This window comes from Bradyrhizobium sp. NAS80.1 (assembly GCF_001908205.1).
Taxonomy (GTDB): domain Bacteria; phylum Pseudomonadota; class Alphaproteobacteria; order Rhizobiales; family Xanthobacteraceae; genus Bradyrhizobium.
Genome location: NZ_LGHL01000234.1, coordinates 1 through 18,832, shown reverse-complemented (window position 1 = coordinate 18,832; position 18,832 = coordinate 1). Strand labels below are relative to the sequence as shown.

Genomic DNA, 18,832 nt, shown 5'->3' with positions numbered 1-18,832 from the left:
GTTGGCCCGGATATCGTGCCTAAAGCCACGAAAATCAAGCGCCCGTGATCAGACGAAATGCCGCTCAGCCCCCCAGGAGCCGACTGACGATGCGAGCGGCGTAGTCCACGGTCGGGATCACGCGGGCATAATTCAGCCGAGTCGGCCCGATCACGCCCAAAACACCGACGATACGGCCGACGGCATCCCGATAGGGCGAGATGATCGTGGAGGAGCCGGACAGCGAAAACAGCTTGTTCTCGCTACCGATGAAGATTCGCACGCCTTCCGCGGTCTCGGCCCGGCCAAGCAGATCGATCACGCCGCGCTTGGTCTCGAGGTCTTCGAACAACAGGCGCACCCGCTCCAGATCCTCCAGCGCGTGCAGGTCCTCCAGCAGATTGGCATGGCCACGAACGATGAGCTGGCGGTCCTCGTTCTCGCCGCCTGACCAGCTTGCGATCCCGGTCGAGATCACCTTCTGCGTCAATTGATCGAGCTCGGCGCTGGCCTCCCCGAGCGCGGTTTCGAGCTCGAGCCGCGCCTCGGCCAGCGTCCGGCCCCGGATCCGTGCATTGAGGAAATTGCTCGCCTCCATCAGCGCCGAGGATGGAACTCCGGGCGGCAGCGTCAGCACGCGGTTTTCGACCTGGCCGTCCTCGCCGACCAGGACCACCAGCGCCTTTTCCGGCTCCAGGCGGACGAACTCGATGTGCTTGAGCCGGGCATTGGACTTCGGCGTCAGCACGACCGCGGCGGCGCGGGTCAGACCCGACAACCGCGTCAGCGCCTGGTCCAGCGCCGCCTCGACCGACTGGGCCTGGCCGACGGAGGCAAGTTGGCCCTGGATCGACTGCCGTTCGGCCTCGTTGAGGTCGCCGACCTGCATGAGGGCGTCGACGAAGAAACGCAGGCCGAGTTCCGTCGGCAACCGGCCGGCGGAGGTATGCGGCGCGTAGATCAGTCCGAGCAGTTCCAGATCGGCCATGACGTTGCGGACCGAGGCCGGCGACAGCGGCGTCGCAATCAGGCGCGAAATGTTGCGCGAGCCGACCGGCTCGCCGGTCGCGAGATAGCTTTCGACAATTTGACGAAAGATGTCGCGGGAACGCTCGTTGAGCTGGGCGAGGCCTGCGCGCGGCGCGATCAGATGGATCGGATCGTGATGGGCCACAGCGGTAACTCCTCTCAGATGCTCATAATTTGTCCATCGCGGGCCGTTCTGACAAGCGCGGCGTTCGCGCACCGGAAATCGGAGGTGAATAAGGCCTTGATCTTCCCCCTTGCCGCCCACCCCCGCCCCACCTACAAGCACCGCGAACAGCCCTTTTCCGTGAGTTTTGGAGGATTTCCCATGCGGCCAAGCCGCCGTGCGCCCGACGAATTGCGCCCCGTGACGCTTGAGCGCGGCGTGGTCAAATATGCGGAAGGCTCGTGCCTGGTGAAATTTGGCGACACCCATGTGCTGGTCACCGCCACGCTGGAAGACCGCCTGCCGCCGTGGCTGAAGGGCCAGGGCCGCGGCTGGGTCACCGCCGAATACGGCATGCTGCCGCGCGCGACCTCGGAACGTACCCGCCGCGAGGCCTCCGCGGGAAAGCAGAGCGGCCGCACCGTCGAGATCCAGCGCCTGATCGGCCGCTCGCTTCGCACCATCATCAATCTCGAAGCGCTTGGCGAGCGCCAGATCACGGTCGATTGCGACGTGCTCCAGGCCGACGGCGGCACGCGTACGGCGTCGATCACCGGCGCCTGGGTCGCGCTCGCCGACTGCGTCAACTGGATGAAGGCGCGCAACATGGTCAAGGCCAACGTCCTGCGCGACAACGTCGCCGCGATCTCCTGCGGCATCTACAACGGCACGCCGGTGCTCGACCTCGACTACGCCGAGGATTCGGAGGCCGAGACCGACGCCAATTTCGTCATGACCGGCGACGGCCGCATCGTTGAGGTGCAGGGCACCGCGGAACGCGAGCCGTTCACGCAGGACGAGTTCCTGGCGCTGATGGCGCTGGCGCGCAAGGGCGTTGCGCGTCTCGTGGACTTGCAGAAACTGGCCGTGGCGTAGTCAATAGGCCCATGCACCGCCGAATCACCGGAAAGCTCGTCATCGCGACCCACAATCCCGGCAAGCTCGCCGAGATGAAGGAGCTGCTTGCGCCTCACGGCATCGAGGCGGTGTCGGCTGGTGAGCTCGGCCTCGGCGAGCCCGAGGAGACCGGCAACGATTTCCGCAGCAACGCCGCGATCAAGGCGATCGCGGCAGCGCAGGCGGCAAAGCTTCCCGCTTTCGCCGATGATTCCGGCATCGTGGTCGACGCGCTCGACGGCGCGCCCGGCATCTACAGCGCGCGCTGGGCCGGCCCGACCAAAGACTTCACTGCGGCGATGGCGCAGATCGAACGCCTGCTGCGGGAGCGCGGCGCGAGAACGCCGGATAGGCGCACAGCGCATTTCGTCTCCGCGCTCTGCGTCGCCTGGCCCGACGATCATCTCGAACAGGTCGAGGCGCGCGCCGACGGCACGCTGGTCTGGCCGCCGCGCGGCACTGCCGGCTTCGGCTATGATCCGATGTTCCTCCCCGACGGTCACACGCGCACCTTTGGCGAGATGACCAGCATCGAGAAGCACGGCCTGCCGCCGCTCGGCCTAGGCCTGTCGCACCGTGCCCGCGCCTTCGTGAAACTGGCGGAGATCTGCCTTGAGCCGCGCTAAAGAAGCCTTCGGCGTCTATGTGCACTGGCCGTTCTGCCTGTCGAAGTGTCCCTATTGCGACTTCAACAGCCATGTCCGCCATGCCGTAATCGACGAGGCGCGCTTCGCCTCCGCTTTCGCGCGCGAGATAGCGACCACGGCCGAGCGCGCGCCTGGGCGCGAAGTCACCTCGATCTTCCTCGGCGGCGGCACGCCGTCGCTGATGCAGCCCGCAACCGTCGGCGCAGTGCTCGACGCGATCGGCAAGCACTGGCATGTCGCCGGCGATGTCGAGGTCACGCTGGAAGCAAACCCGACCAGCGTCGAAGCCACGCGCTTCGCCGGCTATCGCGCAGCCGGCGTCAACCGCGTTTCGCTTGGTGTGCAGGCGCTCGATGATGCCTCGCTGAAAGCGCTGGGCCGCCTGCATAGTGCACGCGAGGCACTCGATGCCGTCGCCATCGCGCGCCGCTCGTTCGATCGCTACTCGTTCGATCTGATCTACGCCCGTCCCGACCAGACGCCGGCGATGTGGGCCGACGAGCTGCGTCATGCAATCGATGAAGCGGCCGAGCATCTGTCGCTCTACCAGCTCACCATTGAGGAAGGCACGCCGTTCTTCGGCCTGCACCAGGCCGGCAAGCTGAAGACGCCGGACGAGGCGGTCGCGCGCGCGCTCTACGACATCACGCAGGAAACCTGCGACAAGCTCGGCCTGCCCGCCTACGAGATCTCCAATCACGCGCGGCGTGGCGCCGAGTGCCGGCACAATCTCGTCTACTGGCGCGGCCAGGAATATGCCGGCATCGGTCCCGGCGCGCATGGCCGGCTCGATATCAACGGCGTGCGCCATGCCACCGCCACCGAGAAGCGTCCCGAGGCCTGGCTGATGCGGGTCGAGGCCAACGGCCACGGCGTCGTCACCGACGATCTCCTCAACAGCGAGGAGCGCGCCGACGAATTCCTGCTGATGGGATTGCGTCTCACTGAGGGCATCGACCCCGAGCGCTATACCGCGCTGTCCGGCCGCCCGCTCGACCCCGGCCGCATCGCGCTGCTGCGTGAAGAGGGTGCAATTACGGTCGATACGACGGGGCGATTGCGCGTGACGAGCAGCGGATTCCCTGTGCTCGACGCGGTGGTCGCGGATCTGGCGGCCTAGTTCTTCGCCTCGCCCCACTTGCGGGGAGAGGCCGGAATGCGCGCGAAGCGCGGATTCCGGGTGAGGGGGACTCTCCGCGAGTCCAACTCTCACCGTCCCCGCGGAGACTCCCCCTCACCCCAACCCTCTCCCCACAAGCGGGGCGAGGGAGCGCACCTCGTCACGCCCCGAAGCTCTTCGGCGAGCCCGCGACCGCGACGCCGCCGCCGGTCGTCACCTTCATCACCGCAAGACCACGCTCGTTGGTGCCGTCGGCGCGGAAGCGGAACAGGCCGTCGATCCCGGCAAAGCCCGAAGGATTGGTGAGCACATCGGGCGAGAAACGCGTGGTGCCTTGTGTGCGTGCGAGCGCGGCGACGAGGGCGACCGCATCATAGGCGAGGGTGGCGGTGCGCACCGGCTCGCCGCCAAATTTGGTGCGATACCGGCCGGAGAAGGCGCGGAAGCCCGCCGGATCGGGCGCGGCGTAGAGGCCGCCCTGCAGCGCCTGGCTCGCATAGACGCGCGGATTGTCCCACAGCCCGGTGCCGAGCAGCTGGATGTTGCGCAGGTTCGCGCCTGCGGCCGTCATCGCATCAGCCACCGCGACGACCGCATCGCCATCATCGGCAATGAACAGCGCGTCTGCGCTGCCGAGCTGCTGTGCGACAGTGCGCGCCGGCGTCGCGCGATCGGCGCCGTATTTCTCGAAGGCAACGATGCGCCCGCCACGCCGCGGCACTGCCGCCTTCACCGCGACCTCGACGACATTGCCATAGGCATTGTCGGGCACGAGCACGGCGACGGAGCGCTTTCCGATGCTGGCCGAATATTCGACGATGCGGTTGACGTCGGACTCCGGCAGGAAGCTGAGCAGATAGACGCCGCGGCCGGCAATGCTGGAATCGGTCGAGAACGCGATCACCGGGATGCTGCGCGTGCGCGCGACCTGCGCCACCGCCGGTACCGACTGCGCGAACAGAGGCCCCAGGATGATCTCGGCGCCTTCGTCGACCGCCTGCTGCGCGCCTGCCAGCGCGCCTTGCGGGCTGCCGTTGTCGTCCTTGATCAGGAGCTGGATGTTGGGATTCTGGAACTCGGCCAGCGCCATCTCGGCGGCGTTGCGCATGGATTGCGCCGCAAGCCCGGCGTTGCCGGCCGCTGAGAGCGGCAGGATCACTGCGACCTTCACCCCGCCCGTCCCGGCGGTGGTGGCCTGTTGCGGCGGACCGGCCGGCTGAGCCGGGGGCGCGGAACCGCCGAACGGACTGGAGAACTGGCTGAGGCTCTGCTGCACGCCGGAGCAGGCCGACAGCAGGGGCGCGCCGAGCAAGAGCCCAAGGGCACTCCGCCGGGTCGCTCCCGACAATCGGGGCCCCTGAACGGGAGACTTCAAATCGCGCGGGCCCACCATGGCAGCTTCTCTTCTGGCCGGCCGTCTTCGCCCAGCCACAACAACTCTTTCCGCGACACAAGCCGCGGATTCAGGCATATTGTCGACAAATAGTTAACTAAAACAAAAGGATAATGACCACTTAACCCGGCCGCACCTCAAGTCCTGGCTAGCTGTTCGCCGTCCGTCACGCAGCATCAAGGCGGCGTTTCCGCCGTGAATATGGCGCTGACGCTTCATTCCTCCCGAATGTGATCCCGGATGGATCACATTCCCGTCCTTCCTCATCGTACCCCTTGCCCAGACATGATCTTTTTCAGAGGACCGGTTCCCAGCCCCAGGGATCATGCCTAAGTTCGTTCATTATGCGCGCAAAGCCGGCCCCGATAAATACGCCTGAAGGCACTGACGCCGCCTCGCGCGGTTTCTCCATCGATGCCCATCACCTCGCCGCTCCGAAGGCGGCGCCGGGCCTCTATCTGGTCGCAACCCCGATCGGCAATCTCGGCGACATCACGCTGCGGGCGCTTCAGACGCTCGCGGGCGTCGACGTCATCGCCTGCGAAGACACCCGCATCACGCGGCGCCTGACCGAGCGCTATGCCATCGCGGCCCAGCTCAAACCTTATCACGAGCACAACGCGGAAGCCGTGCGTCCAAAAATCCTGGAGGCGCTGGGGCAGGGCGGCTCGATCGCGCTGGTGTCGGACGCCGGCACGCCGCTGATCTCCGACCCCGGCTTCAAGCTGGTACGCGAGGTCTGCGCGGCCGGCCACGCCGTTTATGCGCTGCCCGGCCCGTCCTCGGTGCTGGCTGCGCTGTCTGTCGCGGCGCTGCCGACTGACCGTTTCTTCTTCGAGGGTTTCCTGCCGGCGAAATCCGCCGCGCGCAGGTCGCGCCTCGCCGAGCTCGCGCGCATCGATGCGACGCTGGTGATGTTCGAATCCGGCAACCGCGTGCAGGACACGCTCGCCGAGCTCGCCGAGATCATGGGAACGCGCGAGGCCGCGATCTGCCGCGAGTTGACGAAATTGCACGAGGAAATTTCGCGCGCGACGCTGCATGAGCTGGCGCGCGAGGCTGATGCGCTGGAGACGCGCGGCGAATTCGTGCTGGTGATCGGCCCGCCTGCGGCGGACGCCGAGGTGCTGACGCCGGATGCGCTGGACGATCTGCTGCGCGAGCAGCTTGCCGCGCACAGCGTCAAGGACGCGGTGGCGCATGCGGTCGCACTTTCAGGACGGCCGCGCCGCGAGGTCTATGCCCGCGCGCTCGAGCTCTCCAAGAATTTGCACAATAATCTGCACAAGGATTTGCGGGGCGGCGATGGCGAAGGCTGAGGGGGCTGAGGAACCGAAAGTCGCCTCGCCCGAACGCGTCGCCGCGTTCCGCACCGGCATTTCCGCGGAGAGCCGCGCAGCAGCCTACCTCATGGCCAAGGGCTATCGCATCCTCGCCAAGCGCTACCGCACCCCGCATGGCGAGATCGACATCGTGGCGCGCCGCCGCAACCTGATCGCCTTCGTCGAGGTCAAGGCGCGCGCGACGCTGGATGACGCCGCCTTCGCCGTGACGCCGCGCCAGCAGCAGCGCATCATCGACGCGGCGCAAGGCTGGCTCGTAGCGCATCCCGAGCATGCCGAATTCGAATTGCGATTCGACGCCATGCTGATTGCGCCGAAGCGACTTCCGCGCCATGTGTTGGCGGCATTCGACGCCTCGACCTGAAAGGCAGACCATGAAACTGAACGTCGCCGTCCAGATGGACCCCATCGCCCGAATCAATATCAAGGGCGATTCCACCTTTGCGCTGCTTCTGGAGGCGCAGAAGCGCGGCCACAGCCTGTCCTATTATACGCCAGACAAGCTCTCGATGGTCGGCGACGAGATCGTCGCCCCGGTTCAGCTCCTGACCGTGCGCGACGAGCCCGGCGATCACTTCATGCTCGGCGAACCCCGTCGCGGGGCGCTCAATGGTTTTGACGTGGTGCTGCTCCGTCAGGATCCGCCGTTCGATCTCGCCTACATCACCTCGACGCACCTTCTGGAGCGCATTCACCCGAAGACGCTGGTTGTCAACGACCCGGCGTCCGTGCGCAATGCGCCGGAAAAACTGTTCGTGATGAACTTTCCGCAGCTGATGCCACCGACGCTGATCTCGCGCGATCTCGACGAGATCAACGCCTTCCGCGACCGGCACGGCGCCGTCGTCATGAAGCCGCTGCACGGCCATGGCGGCGCCGCGGTGTTCCGCGTGATGCCGCAAGACATGAATTTCGGCTCGCTGTTCGACATGTTCTCGGTGACCTTCAAAGAGGCCTGGGTGATCCAGCAGTTCATTCCCGAGGTGAAGCACGGCGACAAGCGCATCATCCTGGTCAACGGCGAGTTCGCCGGCGCGGTGAACCGTGTGCCGGCCGCGGACGATCTGCGCTCCAACATGGTGCGCGGCGGCGCGGCAAAGGAGACCGAGCTCACCCCGCGCGAGCGCGAGATCTGCGAGACGGTCGGGCCGGCGCTGCGCGAACGCGGTCTGCTGTTCGTCGGTCTCGACGTCATCAACGGCAACCTCACCGAGATCAACGTGACCTCTCCCACCGGCATCCGCGCCATCGCGCGCCTCGGCGGCCCCGATGTTGCGGCGAAGATCTGGGACGTGATCGAGCAGAAGCGCGCGAAGTAAGCCGTCAGGCTTCGCAGCTTGAAGCCCGGATGAGCGCAGCGATATCCGGGAAAAGCAGCATCCCGGATGTCGCTTCGCTCATCCGGGCTACGGACATCTATAGAAACACTGCGCTGCTCCAAGCGCGCGCGCTACTAACCACCCGTTCACCATGACGCCCGCGCCTCATTCGAACGCGGGGGCTGCATCGCGTGAATCTACGGGGCCATTGCACGCCGAATAACGCGGCATTCACCATCTGCCCAAAACTCGGATCGTGACCGGCCATCACATTCGGCCTCGCAACACCCCTTATACCTTTACTCCCTACTCATCGACGCCGGGGAAGCCGCCACGTGCGGTTCGAGTGCCCGGCGTAAGGGTAGAAGCGTATGAACACCGCACGCATTGTCGTTCTCGTCATCGCACTGGCCGCCGGCGGCATCGCTGCGTATCTGGCGAGCGGCTATGACAACAAGCCTGCGCTCGTCCTCCCCGTCGCCGAGAAGCTGCCGACGGTTGAGGTCCTGATCGCGAAGAACGACATCCAGCTCGGCCAGGCTGTGAAGCCTGAGGACCTGCAATGGCAGACCTGGCCGGCGGCGACTGCGAGCAGCGCCTTCATCCGCCGCGACAACAGGCCCGAGGCCCAGACCCAGATCGCCGGTTCAATTGCACGCGTTCCCTTGATGCAGGGCGAGCCGATCCGCGAGCAGAAGCTGGTGAAGGCCGAAGGCTCCGGCTTCATGGCCGCGATCCTGCCTTCCGGCATGCGGGCCGTCTCCACCGAGATTTCCGCCGAGACCGGCGCCGGCGGCTTTATCCTGCCGAATGACCGCGTCGACATCGTCCTGACCCGCCGCCTGAAGAATCCTGATGGCGGCAGCACCAACGGTCCAACCGGCGGCAACGACCTCGTCATTTCCGAGGTCATCCTGAGCAACATTCGCGTGCTCGCGATCGACCAGGCGCCGAAGGAAAAAGACGGCCAGAACGCCGTCGTCGGCAAGACCGTCACGCTCGAGCTCAGGCCCGACCAGGTCGCCACACTATCGGCCGCGCGTCAGGGCGGCACGCTGACGCTCGCGCTGCGCAGCATCGTCGATGCCAACGCGGCGGACGGTACGCCCGAGGATCAGGCGATCAAGCGGCCCGGCGGCGTCAATGTCATCCGCTACGGGGTGCAGGCACGGCAACTGACGTCACAGAAGTGATGGGGATACCATGAACTACGGGGGAGATAGGGCGGGCTTGCGCATTCGGGGGGAAGCGCGCACGCTCGTTCTGGACGGGGACGATGCTGATGCTGGGGCTGCTCGCAGCCCCCGATTGGGTCAGCGCCGCGGATGCGCCGGTCGGCGAACAGGCGCCAATGCAGGCGCCGGATCTCGACGTGTCGCCGGTCGCGACCATCACGCCGGCGCGGACGCGCTTCCTGTCGCTCGGCGTCGGCAAGTCGGTCGTCATCGACCTGCCGCGCGAGGTCAAGGACGTGCTGGTGGCCGATCCCAAGATCGCCAATGCGGTGATCCGCTCGGCGCAGCGTGCCTATATCATCGGCGGCCAGGTCGGCCAGACCAACGTCGTGTTCTTCAGCGCTGACGGCCAGCAGGTCGCCTCCTATGACATCGCGGTGAAGCGCGACCTCAACGGCATGCGCGCCGCGCTGCGCCAGTCGCTGCCGGGCGTGCAGATCGAAGGCGTCGGCGACAGCGTGATGTTGACCGGCTCGGTGTCGAGTCCGGTCGAGGCCCAGCAGGCCGGCGACGTCGCCGCCAAGCTCGTCGGCAGCAGCGACAAAGTCGTCAACAACATCGTCGTGCGCGGCCGTGACCAGGTGATGCTCAAGGTCGTCGTCGGCGAAGTGCGACGCGACATCGTCAAGCAGCTGGGTGTCGATCTCAGCGCCAGCCTGAACGCCGGCACCGCGGTGGTGAATTTCAACAATTCCAACCCGTTCTCGGCCAGCGGCGGACCGCTGGTCAGCAACAACGGGCTCGGCGTTGCCGGCCTCGCCAAGGGCGTTGCCACGGTCAGCGCCACGATGCGCGCGATGGAAAGCGCCGGCGTGATGCGCACACTGGCCGAGCCGAGCCTGACAGCGATCTCGGGTGAATCCGCGACGTTCATCGCGGGGGGCGAATTCCCGATTCCCGCAGGCTATTCCTGCGATCCGGCCACCCACGTCTGTACCACCCAGATCACCTACAAGAAGTTCGGCATCTCCTTGAACTTCACTCCGGTCGTGCTCAGTGAAGGCCGGATCAGCCTGCGCGTGATGACCGAGGTCTCGGAGCTGTCGGCTCAGAACGCCATCACCGTGTCGCAGGCGCTGTCCTCGAACTCGACCAACTCGATCACCATCCCCTCGGTCCAGACCCGCCGCGCCGAGACGACGCTGGAAATTCCCTCGGGCGGCTCGATGGCGATGGCCGGCCTGATCCAGCAGCAGACCAAGCAGGCGATCAACGGCCTGCCCGGCGTCGACCAGGTGCCGATCCTCGGCGCGCTGTTCCGCAGCCAGGACTACGTCAACAACGAGACCGAGCTGATGGTGATCGTGACGCCCTATGTGGTGCGCGCGGTTGCCCAGAAGGAATTGTCGCGGCCCGACGATGGCTTCGCGCCGGCCTCCGATGCGCAGACGGCGCTGCTCGGCCGCATGAACCGCCTCTATGGCATCACGCGCCGTGTCGATCCGATCAACGGCACTCCCGGCGATTTCGGCTTCATCATCGACTGAGACGAACGGACGGCTTGGGGAACGGGCAAGAGGGGGATGAAGCGATGACGAAGACGATAGCGTATCGACGTCGCAACTTAAGCGTCGCGCTGGCATTGACGGGCCTGTCCGTCATGCTCGGCGCCTGCAACACCACCGACGAGATCGTCACCCAGACGGTGCCGACCGACTATCGCCAACGCCATCCGATCGCGGTGCAGGAAGGCAGGCGCTCGATCGTGATTTTCGTCGGCAAGTCCAGAGGCGGCCTCTCGGCCGCGCAGCACTCGGACGTCGCGGGCATTGCCCGGGACTGGGTGCGCGAAGGTACCGGCTCCGTCGTCGTCGACGTACCCATCGACACCGCCAATTCGCGCGCTGCGGCGGCGACCTACCAGGAAATCCGATCCGTGCTCGCATCCGGCGGCGTGCCGTCGCGCGCCATCGTCCAGCATCCGTATCGCCCCGAGGATCCCGGACTGCTGCCCACCATCCGGCTGAGCTATTCCAGGATCGCGGCGGTCGCCGGCCCCTGCGGGCTGTGGCCGGAAGACGTCGGTCCGTCCATCCTCGACCCCGGCTACAACGAGAACCGGCCGTACTTCAATCTGGGCTGCGCCAGCCAGCGCAACCTCGCGGCGATGATCGACAACCCGGCCGACCTCGAGCAGCCGCGCTCCGAGACCCCTGCCTATACCGCACGGCGCGACATCGCCTTCGACCGTTACCGCAAAGGTACGCCGATCGCGACCGCCAATCCCGAGGCCGAGAAGGCCAAACTCAGCGACACCGGCAAATGACAATCCTCAACGACGAAGAGGCGGACGATCCGCAGCACCCCGAGGAACACATTGCGCCGGTTCCTCGCATCTCGGTGCAGGCCTTTTGCGAGACCGAGCAGACGCTCGCCGCGGTGACTGCGGCGGGGCAGGATCGCCGGCTTGCCAAGGCGCACCTCACCGTCAAGGACGGCGGCCTCGCCGCGGCAATCGAAGTCTATGAATCGATGCCGACGCCGAACGTCATCGTGATCGAATCCGACGGCACGCGCGACATCCTCGAAAGTCTCGACGACCTTGCCGGCGTCTGCGATCCCGGCACCCGCGTGGTCGTGATCGGCACTCCCAACGACACCGCGCCCTATCGCGAGCTGGTGCGCCGCGGCGTCAACGACTATGTGGTCGGACCGGTCGAAACCCTCGACGTCGTCCGCTCGATCTGCAGCCTGTTCTCGGCGTCCGAGGCCATCATCACCGGCCGCGTCATCGCGGTGGTCGGCGCCAAGGGCGGCGTCGGCGCCTCCACTGTCGCGCACAATGTGGCCTGGACGATCGCGCGCGACCTCGCGCTCGACTCCGTCGTGATCGATCTCGACCTCGCCTTCGGCACCGCCGGCCTCGACTACAACCAGGACCCGGTGCAGGGCATCGCCAACGCGGTGCTGTCGCAGGATCGTCCCGACACGGCCCTGCTGGAGCGCCTGCTCGCCAAATGCACCGAGCGTCTCAGCCTGCTGGCGGCGCCCGCGACGCTGGATCGTGTCTACGATTTCGGCGCCGAGGCTTTTGATGCAATCTTCGACACGCTGCGCATGACCACACCCTGCATCGTGCTCGACGTTCCCCATCAATGGTCGGGCTGGACGCGGCGCGCGCTGGTCAACGCCGACGACATCGTGATCGTGGCCGAGCCCGATCTCGCGAACTTACGCAACACCAAGAACATGCTGAGCGTGTTGAAGGCGGCGCGGCCGAACGACCGGCCGCCGCTGTACTGCATCAACCAGGTCGGTATGCACAAGCGGGCGGAGATCGCCGTCAAGGCGTTCGCCAAGACGATGGAGAGCCAGCCGATCGCGGTGATCCCGTTCGATTCGAAGCTGTTCTCGACCGCGGCTAATAACGGCCAGATGATCGCGGAGGTCTCCAAAAGCCACCGCACCACCGAGCTGTTCCAGAACATGGCGAACCGTCTCGCCGGGCGCGGCGAGGTGAAGAAGCGGAAGCGCTCGCTGCTCGGCCCGCTCTTGAAGAAGCTGAAGGGCAGGTCGGGTCGCGGATCCGCCCCGCATCGCAAGGCGTCGTAGGCGCAAGAGCGCATTCGAGCGAAGTGGATACCCGTTCGCGTCAATCAAACGCGTCAAAAAAGAGCGCGGGCTACCTGTCAGCCCGCTGCTGCCTCTTCGCCAGCGACTGGCGCAGCGCCGTGACCTTTGCCGCCGCCTGATCCGGCGGCAGATCGGCCTTCACGATGGCCTCGGCCTCGGCCTGCTTTCCTTCCAGTCCCAGCACGAGCGCCAGATTGGCCCGCACGCGGGGCTCGGCGGGGTTGCGCTCATGCGCGCGGCGCAGCGTTTCCTCAGCCCTCGGCAGATTGTTCTGGAGCATGTAGGACAGGCCGAGATTGGAGAGCACCGACGGCTCGTCGGGCACGATCTTCAGCGCGGTCGCATAATATTGCTGCGCCTCTTCGTTACGGCCGAGCTGATCGAGCGCCGCGCCTTGCGCCGACAGGATGCGCCAGTCCGGATCCTCCGGCGTATGTGCGCGGCTCAGCACATCAAAGCCCTGCTGGAAATTGCCATTGTCGGCAAGCGCGCGGCCATAGCCGGCGAGCAGCGCCTTGTTGCTGGGATGGCCGAGCACGGCCTGCTCCAGCACCGCGACCGCCTGGGCGCGCTGGCCGCTCTCGCGCAGCGCCTTGCCGTATTCGAGCGCAACGTTCGGATCGCTCGGCTTGGCGCGATAGCGTTCGCGCAGAGCGTCCATGTCGGGCTTGCTATCGGCCTTGGCAGCGGTTTCCGGCTTGCCACCGAGCGCGCCGGTGACGTCCTCTAGGGTAGTGGTCTGACAACCACCGAGGGCAAGGATCAAGAGCGCGGAAAACAGATATCTCGCCGGCGGAGAGGCGAGGGACGAACGCTTGGGCATGCTCTGATCACTCAGCGACTGATCAGCGATGCTTACCCATTAACGCTAAAGTCCCGTTAAAGACCCGCGCCTGTTCGGCTCAGTCGACGAACTCAGCACCGAATTCGCAGCCGATGCGCCAGCGCAGGCGGCACTGGCGGGAATAGTCCGGTGCGAAGATGATGGTGAATTGCGGCGGCACTTCGAGAAATTCTGCCACCACTTTCACGCCGCCATCCGAGATATCCGTGATCGTGCAGTCTCGCGGCAGCGAGCCCGCACCAAAGTGAATCTTGGCGAGCCGGCTGCACACCCGACGTTCGCTTCTCCGGCGATTTGCAAGCATTTGGATTGTTCACTTGTTGGATCACGGCCCATCCCGCAGCCCTAGGAGTAGCGAACATTCGTTGGAATGTACTGATGACAGCCGCTCGCATTCGAGGCGTAGTGTCCGCACCGCGTTTACGATTGGTTAGGACTTGTGCTCAGGGCTTGCTCGGCCCCCGGGAAATGTTCCCGTATTGTTCTTGCGGAAAGGACCCGGCTCTGCTACCCCTAATTGTGCGAGAGGGCAGGCTTGGTCGGGCATGGTTCAGAGGGTTTCTACCGTCGCCTTTGAGGGGATCGAGGCCCGTGCGGTCGACGTGCAGGTGCAGGTCGCCCCTGGCTTGCCGGCCTTTGCCATCGTCGGCTGCGGTGTCGGAGGCGCGCGAGCGCGTTCGCTCGGCGCTGATCGCCTCGGGGCTGGCGCTGCCGGCGCGGCGGATCACCGTCAATCTCGCGCCCGCCGATCTGCCCAAGGAAGGCAGCCATTACGACCTGCCGATCGCGCTCGGGCTGATGGCCGCGATCGGTGCAATCCCGCCGGATGCGCTGACGGGTTTTACCGTTCTCGGCGAGCTCGGTCTCGACGGCTCGATCGCGCCCGTCGCCGGCGTTCTTCCCGCCGCAATCGGTGCCAATGAGCGTGAGGAAGGTTTGATCTGTCCGGCGGCCTGCGGCTCGGAGGCTGCGTGGGCAAGCCCTGACATCCAGATCATCGCAGCACACTCGCTGATTCAGATCGCCAATCACTTCAAGGGCACGCAGGTGCTGTCGCGGCCCTCGCCGAGAGTGCACGAGGTGGCCGCCTCCACGCTCGACCTGCGCGACATCAAGGGCCAGGAGAGCGCCAAGCGCGCGCTGGAGATCGCGGCCGCCGGCGGCCATCACCTGCTGATGATCGGTGCGCCCGGCGCCGGCAAGTCGATGCTCGCATCGCGCCTGCCCTCGATCCTGCCGCCGCTGTCGCCGAGCGAGCTGTTGGAGGTCTCGATGATTGCCTCCGTCGCCGGCGAGATCGAGGGCGGCGCGCTGACCGCGCGGCGTCCGTTCCGCTCGCCGCATCATTCCGCCAGCATGGCCGCACTCACCGGCGGCGGCATGCGCGCAAAGCCCGGCGAGATCTCGCTCGCGCATCAGGGCGTGCTGTTTCTCGACGAGCTGCCCGAGTTCGATCCGCGCGTGCTGGATTCGCTGCGCCAGCCGCTGGAGAACGGCGAGGTCGCGGTGTCGCGCGCCAATCACCGCGTCACCTACCCGGCGCGCTTCATGCTGATCGCGGCGATGAATCCCTGCCGCTGCGGCAACGCATTCGAGCCCGGCTATGCCTGCAAGCGCGGCCGCATCGACCGCTGCACGGGCGACTATCAGGCGCGCATCTCGGGCCCGCTGATGGATCGCATCGACCTGCGTATTGAGGTTCCAGCAGTCACCGCAGCCGACTTGATCCTGCCTCCACCGGCGGAAGGATCAGCCGAGGTTGCCGCGCGCGTGGCGGCGGCGCGCGACATCCAGCTCGCGCGTTACGCGGATGCCGGCCTGCCGCATGTCCGCACCAATGCCGAGGCACCGGCCTCCGTCCTGGAAGACATCGCAAAGCCCGACGCGCAGGGCCAGAAGCTGCTGCGCGACGCCGCCGAGACCATGCGGCTGTCGGCCCGCGGCTATCACCGCGTGCTGCGGGTGGCGCGCACGCTCGCCGATCTCGACGGCGCGGACAAGATCGGGCGGCTGCATCTCGCCGAAGCGCTGTCCTACCGCGCACTCGCGGAGGATGTACGCCAGATGGCGTGAGCGCCGCGCGCATCAACCCGGCGGTAACGAGTTTCCTTTACGCTCTGCAAACCATAAGGCCCAACTCGTGTCCCGGGGCCCGGCGAGTAGAGTGTCATGTTGCGTTTCAAGATCCTGGCCTCGGTGGTTCCCCTGCTGGCGGCAGCGGTGTTTGCCCGCAGCGAGATCGGGTCGGTCTCGCATCCCTGCATCGCGCTGGGCGAAACCTCCGTCGAGTTGACATCCCTGTTCTGGACCGCCGGCGTGCATGTCGCCTTCACCGAGGATCCGGCACGGGCCACGGTGCGGGTCCAGATCACCGACGATGCCGACGCCGCGGACTTCGCCGTGGTGGACGATGGTCTCGGCTCCGAGGCGGAATCCTGCCAGGCCAATCCGGCGACACGCCTCATTACGATCGCCGCGCAGCCGGTCGACGGCGGTCCGGTGATCTATCTCTCCACCGACGGCCCCGCCGACTACCGCATCTATGTGCGCTCGAGGACGTTCTCGCAGCGCGAGGCGGCCGCGCTGATCGTCGGCGCCCATGACGGCCAGCGCACCCTCCAGGCCGCTTCGCTCTGAGGCGTTAACGCCTCGTCAACTCTGTTTGGAAGCCGCCTAAAGGCCTCAAGCTGTTCGCAAGGTCGGCAAGACATCGTCGCACGCGGCTGTGGCAGGGTTTCAGACAAGAGTTCAGGGTCGATGGCGATGGGTCGGACGTTCCGGATCAAGGTGCGCATGCGCCGCTTCAGGCGCCGTTACCCCAAGACTGCCGTCGCGATCCGCTCCTTCATGATCTTCTCGGCGACCTTCGGCGCCGCGTATGGTTTCGTCTCCGGCAGCCGGTCCGAGAATTCCGGCTACAATCCCCATGCATTCGCGATCGGCGCCAGCTTCCTGTTCGCGCTCGCCTGCCTTGGCCTGGCGACGCTGAGCATGCGGCTGCGCTTCGTCAACAAGCGGCTGCGCACGCTGGCCGCCCACAACGAGACGCTGATCGACCGTAATTGGGAGCTGAAGGAAGCCGAGGAACGCGCCCGCAGCCTGTTCGAGCAGCAGGGCGACCTGATAGTGCTGCGTGATCATCAGGGCCGCATCACCTTTGCCAACGACGCCTATTGCGCCCTCGCGGGACAGGCGCGCAGTGCGCTGATCGGCACGCGCTTCGATTTCGACCTGCTGGAGCAGGCCGACAGCGCCCGCGAAAGCAGTGGTACGCGCATCCACGACCAGAAGATCGCCACACCACTCGGCGCGCGCTGGATCGCCTGGCGCGAAGGCTATGTCCGCCTCGACGCCGGCCAGCCCGCCGAATTGCAGAGCGTGGGACGCGACGTCACGGACCGCACCGAGTCCGAGCGTGCGCTGTCCGACGCGCGCGATCAGGCCGACGCCGCCAACCGCGCCAAGTCGCGCTTCCTCGCAATGGCCTCGCATGAGATCCGCACGCCGCTCAACGGCATCATCGGCATGGGCGGGCTGCTGCTCGACACCACGCTGACGCCGGAGCAAACGACTTACGCCAGGGCGGTGAAAACCTCCGGCGAAGCCCTGATGGCGCTGATCGAGGAACTGCTCGACTATTCCAAGATCGAGGCCGGCAAGCTCGATCTCGAACAACGTCCTTTTGCGCTCTTCACCCTGATCGAGGAGATGACCGAACTGCTGGCGCCCCGGGCGCAGGCGAAGAAACTCGAGATTGCCGCCTATGTCGACGAGCGCCTGCCGCTGGAGGTCGTCGGCGACGCGGCGCGGCTGCGGCAGGTGCTGCTCAACCTCGCCGGCAACGCCATCAAGTTCACTGCGAGCGGCGGTGTCGCGCTGATCGTCGAGCCCGGCATCTGGCCGAATGAGATCAGCCTCCTGGTCCGCGATACCGGCATCGGCATCGCGCCGGAAGCGCAATCGCGCATCTTCCGCGAGTTCGAGCAGGCCGACGAGCGCGTTGCCCGCACCTATGGCGGCACCGGGCTCGGCCTTGCCATCAGCGAGCGCATCGTCAAACGCATGGGCGGCCGGATCACACTGGAGAGCGAGCCGGGCAAGGGCTCGACCTTCGAGGTCGCGGTCCCGCTCGCGGCATCGCAAGCCGGCGCGGGACCGTCGGCATTCCCGAGTCCCGACCTCGCCGGCAAGTCGATCCTCCTGATTGCCGACGGCATCGAGGCGTCGCTGATCGCGCGGCGGCTGGAACGCTGGGGCGGCCAGACCTGCATGGTCTCCGACGCGTCAGTCGGGGAGGCGCTGCTGCCCGAGCGATCATGGCATGCGGTGCTGATCGACCGTGCGCTCGGTCCTGCCGTTGTCGACCGCCTGGGCCAGGTCGCCCGCGCGCATGCGGCGCAACGGCTGGTGCTGCTGACGTCGAGCTCGCGCCACGAGAAGATTTCAGCGGCCTTCACCGGCTTTCTGGTGAAGCCGCTACGGGCGGCCTCGCTGGCCGCACGCCTGGCGCTGACGCCTCAGGTCGCCTCGCCCGACCTGGCGCCGGAGCCGCCGGTCGAATCCACCGCAGGTACCGTGCCGGCGAAAGGCCTTTCAATCCTCGTCGCAGAGGATAACGAGATCAACGCACTCTTGATGCGCTCGCTGCTCGGCAAGCTCGGACATCGGACCGTCATCGCTGTCCAAGGCGAGGCCGCACTGGAATCCTGGCTCGCCGCTTCATCCGCGGGCACGCCCTATGATCTCGTGCTGATGGACATCCAGATGCCGCAGCTCGACGGCATCGAAACAACAAAACGCATCCGCGCGCATGAAGCAGCCACGGGCGGCCGCCACACGCCGATCCTGGCGCTCACCGCCAATACGCTGGTGGAGGATCGCTATGCCTGCTTCGAGGCGGGCATGAATGGATTCTTGATCAAGCCGCTCGACCGGGAGAAGCTCGAAGAGGCGCTTGCCGGGCTCGCGGCGTCACGGCATCTGGCGGTGTAGAGAACTCTCTCCGCCATCATTGCGAGCGCAGCGAAGCAATCCAGGATCTTTCCGCCGGAGCAGTCTGGATTGCTTCGCTGCGCTCGCAATGACGATGTGGGGACAATCAAGCCATGAAGCACGCAGCCGTAGGGTGGGAAAGCGCAGCGTGCCCACCGTTCGCGTTCGACAATACTGATAGATGGTGGGCACGGTGCGGGAAGAGCGCGCCTTTGCCCACCCTTGTATTAGCCCGACCGCTTATATTGAGCCGTTCCGTGAGGAATGGCCCAGCCCGGGTGGCCGCCCGAGCTGGGCC

At 66.2% G+C, this 18,832-nt stretch carries 16 protein-coding genes and 1 pseudogene; 13 read left to right on the top strand and 4 right to left on the bottom strand.

Annotated features, from left to right (window positions below; genetic code table 11):
• Positions 1-64: 64 nt before the first annotated feature.
• Positions 65-1,153: a heat-inducible transcriptional repressor HrcA gene (gene hrcA / locus AC629_RS38880; protein ID WP_084809982.1), complete on the bottom strand. Its 1,089-nt coding sequence runs from the start codon at positions 1,151-1,153 to the stop codon at positions 65-67.
• A gap of 180 nt (positions 1,154-1,333) precedes the next feature.
• Here hrcA and rph point away from each other — a divergent pair, with 180 nt between their 5' ends.
• From rph to hemW, 3 genes are read left to right on the top strand one after another with little or no spacing between them, the layout of a single operon-like run.
• Positions 1,334-2,047: a ribonuclease PH gene (gene rph / locus AC629_RS38875; protein WP_074120731.1), complete on the top strand. Its 714-nt coding sequence runs from the start codon at positions 1,334-1,336 to the stop codon at positions 2,045-2,047.
• An 11-nt stretch (positions 2,048-2,058) separates the two neighbouring features.
• Positions 2,059-2,694 (top strand): RdgB/HAM1 family non-canonical purine NTP pyrophosphatase, encoded by a 636-nt coding sequence (gene rdgB / locus AC629_RS38870; protein ID WP_084809981.1) that lies wholly within the window; start codon positions 2,059-2,061, stop codon positions 2,692-2,694.
• Positions 2,681-3,835, top strand: coding sequence for a radical SAM family heme chaperone HemW (gene hemW, locus AC629_RS38865; protein ID WP_084809980.1), 1,155 nt, complete (start codon positions 2,681-2,683; stop codon positions 3,833-3,835). Before rdgB ends, hemW begins: the two co-directional genes overlap by 14 nt.
• Before the next feature lie 160 nt (positions 3,836-3,995).
• Here the strand turns inward: hemW and AC629_RS38860 are convergent, their stop codons facing one another.
• Complete coding sequence (locus tag AC629_RS38860) at positions 3,996-5,228, bottom strand: penicillin-binding protein activator (RefSeq protein WP_210419178.1); 1,233 nt, start codon at positions 5,226-5,228, stop codon at positions 3,996-3,998.
• 344 nt (positions 5,229-5,572) lie between these two features.
• On the opposite strand from AC629_RS38860, the gene rsmI reads away from it, so the two are divergent.
• From rsmI to AC629_RS38825, 7 genes are all read left to right on the top strand, one after another.
• Positions 5,573-6,547 carry a 16S rRNA (cytidine(1402)-2'-O)-methyltransferase gene (rsmI, locus tag AC629_RS38855; protein ID WP_084809978.1) on the top strand — a complete coding sequence of 325 codons (975 nt, stop codon included), beginning with the start codon at positions 5,573-5,575 and terminating at the stop codon, positions 6,545-6,547.
• Positions 6,534-6,935, top strand: coding sequence for a YraN family protein (locus tag AC629_RS38850; protein ID WP_074120726.1), 402 nt, complete (start codon positions 6,534-6,536; stop codon positions 6,933-6,935). Before rsmI ends, AC629_RS38850 begins: the two co-directional genes overlap by 14 nt.
• Positions 6,936-6,945: 10 nt before the next feature.
• Positions 6,946-7,890, top strand: a complete 945-nt coding sequence (gene gshB, locus AC629_RS38845; protein WP_084809977.1) for a glutathione synthase — start codon at positions 6,946-6,948, stop codon at positions 7,888-7,890.
• Between the two features lie 371 nt (positions 7,891-8,261).
• Entirely contained in the window at positions 8,262-9,083 is an 822-nt protein-coding gene (gene cpaB / locus AC629_RS38840) for a Flp pilus assembly protein CpaB (protein ID WP_084809976.1), read from the top strand.
• 83 nt (positions 9,084-9,166) lie between these two features.
• Positions 9,167-10,612, top strand: a complete 1,446-nt coding sequence (locus AC629_RS38835; RefSeq protein WP_084809975.1) for a type II and III secretion system protein family protein — start codon at positions 9,167-9,169, stop codon at positions 10,610-10,612.
• 44 nt (positions 10,613-10,656) lie between these two features.
• Positions 10,657-11,391, top strand: a complete 735-nt coding sequence (locus AC629_RS38830) for a CpaD family pilus assembly protein (protein ID WP_084809974.1) — start codon at positions 10,657-10,659, stop codon at positions 11,389-11,391.
• Positions 11,388-12,677 carry a CpaE/TadZ family protein gene (locus tag AC629_RS38825; RefSeq protein ID WP_084809973.1) on the top strand — a complete coding sequence of 430 codons (1,290 nt, stop codon included), beginning with the start codon at positions 11,388-11,390 and terminating at the stop codon, positions 12,675-12,677. Before AC629_RS38830 ends, AC629_RS38825 begins: the two co-directional genes overlap by 4 nt.
• 70 nt (positions 12,678-12,747) lie before the next feature.
• Here the strand turns inward: AC629_RS38825 and AC629_RS38820 are convergent, their stop codons facing one another.
• Positions 12,748-13,521 carry a tetratricopeptide repeat protein gene (locus tag AC629_RS38820; protein WP_084809972.1) on the bottom strand — a complete coding sequence of 258 codons (774 nt, stop codon included), beginning with the start codon at positions 13,519-13,521 and terminating at the stop codon, positions 12,748-12,750.
• A 79-nt stretch (positions 13,522-13,600) separates the two neighbouring features.
• Complete coding sequence (locus tag AC629_RS38815; RefSeq protein WP_018644993.1) at positions 13,601-13,846, bottom strand: PilZ domain-containing protein; 246 nt, start codon at positions 13,844-13,846, stop codon at positions 13,601-13,603.
• 241 nt (positions 13,847-14,087) lie between these two features.
• On the opposite strand from AC629_RS38815, the pseudogene AC629_RS38810 reads away from it, so the two are divergent.
• The 3 genes and pseudogenes from AC629_RS38810 to AC629_RS38800 all read left to right on the top strand — a co-directional run bounded on the left by AC629_RS38810 (position 14,088) and on the right by AC629_RS38800 (position 18,534).
• Positions 14,088-15,615: pseudogene (locus tag AC629_RS38810) on the top strand (YifB family Mg chelatase-like AAA ATPase).
• Between the two features lie 96 nt (positions 15,616-15,711).
• The gene (locus AC629_RS38805) at positions 15,712-16,179 is read left to right on the top strand and encodes a hypothetical protein (RefSeq protein WP_084809971.1); all 468 of its coding nucleotides are present in this window, start codon (positions 15,712-15,714) and stop codon (positions 16,177-16,179) included.
• Positions 16,180-16,299: 120 nt separating this feature from the next.
• Positions 16,300-18,534 (top strand): PAS domain-containing hybrid sensor histidine kinase/response regulator, encoded by a 2,235-nt coding sequence (locus AC629_RS38800; RefSeq protein ID WP_084809970.1) that lies wholly within the window; start codon positions 16,300-16,302, stop codon positions 18,532-18,534.
• The last annotated feature ends 298 nt before the right edge of the window (positions 18,535-18,832 follow it).

Coding starts and splice junctions, on each gene's coding strand:
- gshB (WP_084809977.1), top strand. CDS start 6,946: ATGAAACTGAACGTCGCCGTCCAGATGGACCCCATCGCCCGAATCAAT.
- AC629_RS38805 (WP_084809971.1), top strand. CDS start 15,712: ATGTTGCGTTTCAAGATCCTGGCCTCGGTGGTTCCCCTGCTGGCGGCA.
- rph (WP_074120731.1), top strand. CDS start 1,334: ATGCGGCCAAGCCGCCGTGCGCCCGACGAATTGCGCCCCGTGACGCTT.
- AC629_RS38820 (WP_084809972.1), bottom strand. CDS start 13,521: ATGCCCAAGCGTTCGTCCCTCGCCTCTCCGCCGGCGAGATATCTGTTT.
- AC629_RS38825 (WP_084809973.1), top strand. CDS start 11,388: ATGACAATCCTCAACGACGAAGAGGCGGACGATCCGCAGCACCCCGAG.
- cpaB (WP_084809976.1), top strand. CDS start 8,262: ATGAACACCGCACGCATTGTCGTTCTCGTCATCGCACTGGCCGCCGGC.
- rdgB (WP_084809981.1), top strand. CDS start 2,059: ATGCACCGCCGAATCACCGGAAAGCTCGTCATCGCGACCCACAATCCC.
- AC629_RS38850 (WP_074120726.1), top strand. CDS start 6,534: ATGGCGAAGGCTGAGGGGGCTGAGGAACCGAAAGTCGCCTCGCCCGAA.
- rsmI (WP_084809978.1), top strand. CDS start 5,573: ATGCGCGCAAAGCCGGCCCCGATAAATACGCCTGAAGGCACTGACGCC.
- AC629_RS38800 (WP_084809970.1), top strand. CDS start 16,300: ATGGCGATGGGTCGGACGTTCCGGATCAAGGTGCGCATGCGCCGCTTC.
- AC629_RS38860 (WP_210419178.1), bottom strand. CDS start 5,228: ATGGTGGGCCCGCGCGATTTGAAGTCTCCCGTTCAGGGGCCCCGATTG.
- AC629_RS38830 (WP_084809974.1), top strand. CDS start 10,657: ATGACGAAGACGATAGCGTATCGACGTCGCAACTTAAGCGTCGCGCTG.
- AC629_RS38835 (WP_084809975.1), top strand. CDS start 9,167: ATGCTGATGCTGGGGCTGCTCGCAGCCCCCGATTGGGTCAGCGCCGCG.
- AC629_RS38815 (WP_018644993.1), bottom strand. CDS start 13,846: ATGCTTGCAAATCGCCGGAGAAGCGAACGTCGGGTGTGCAGCCGGCTC.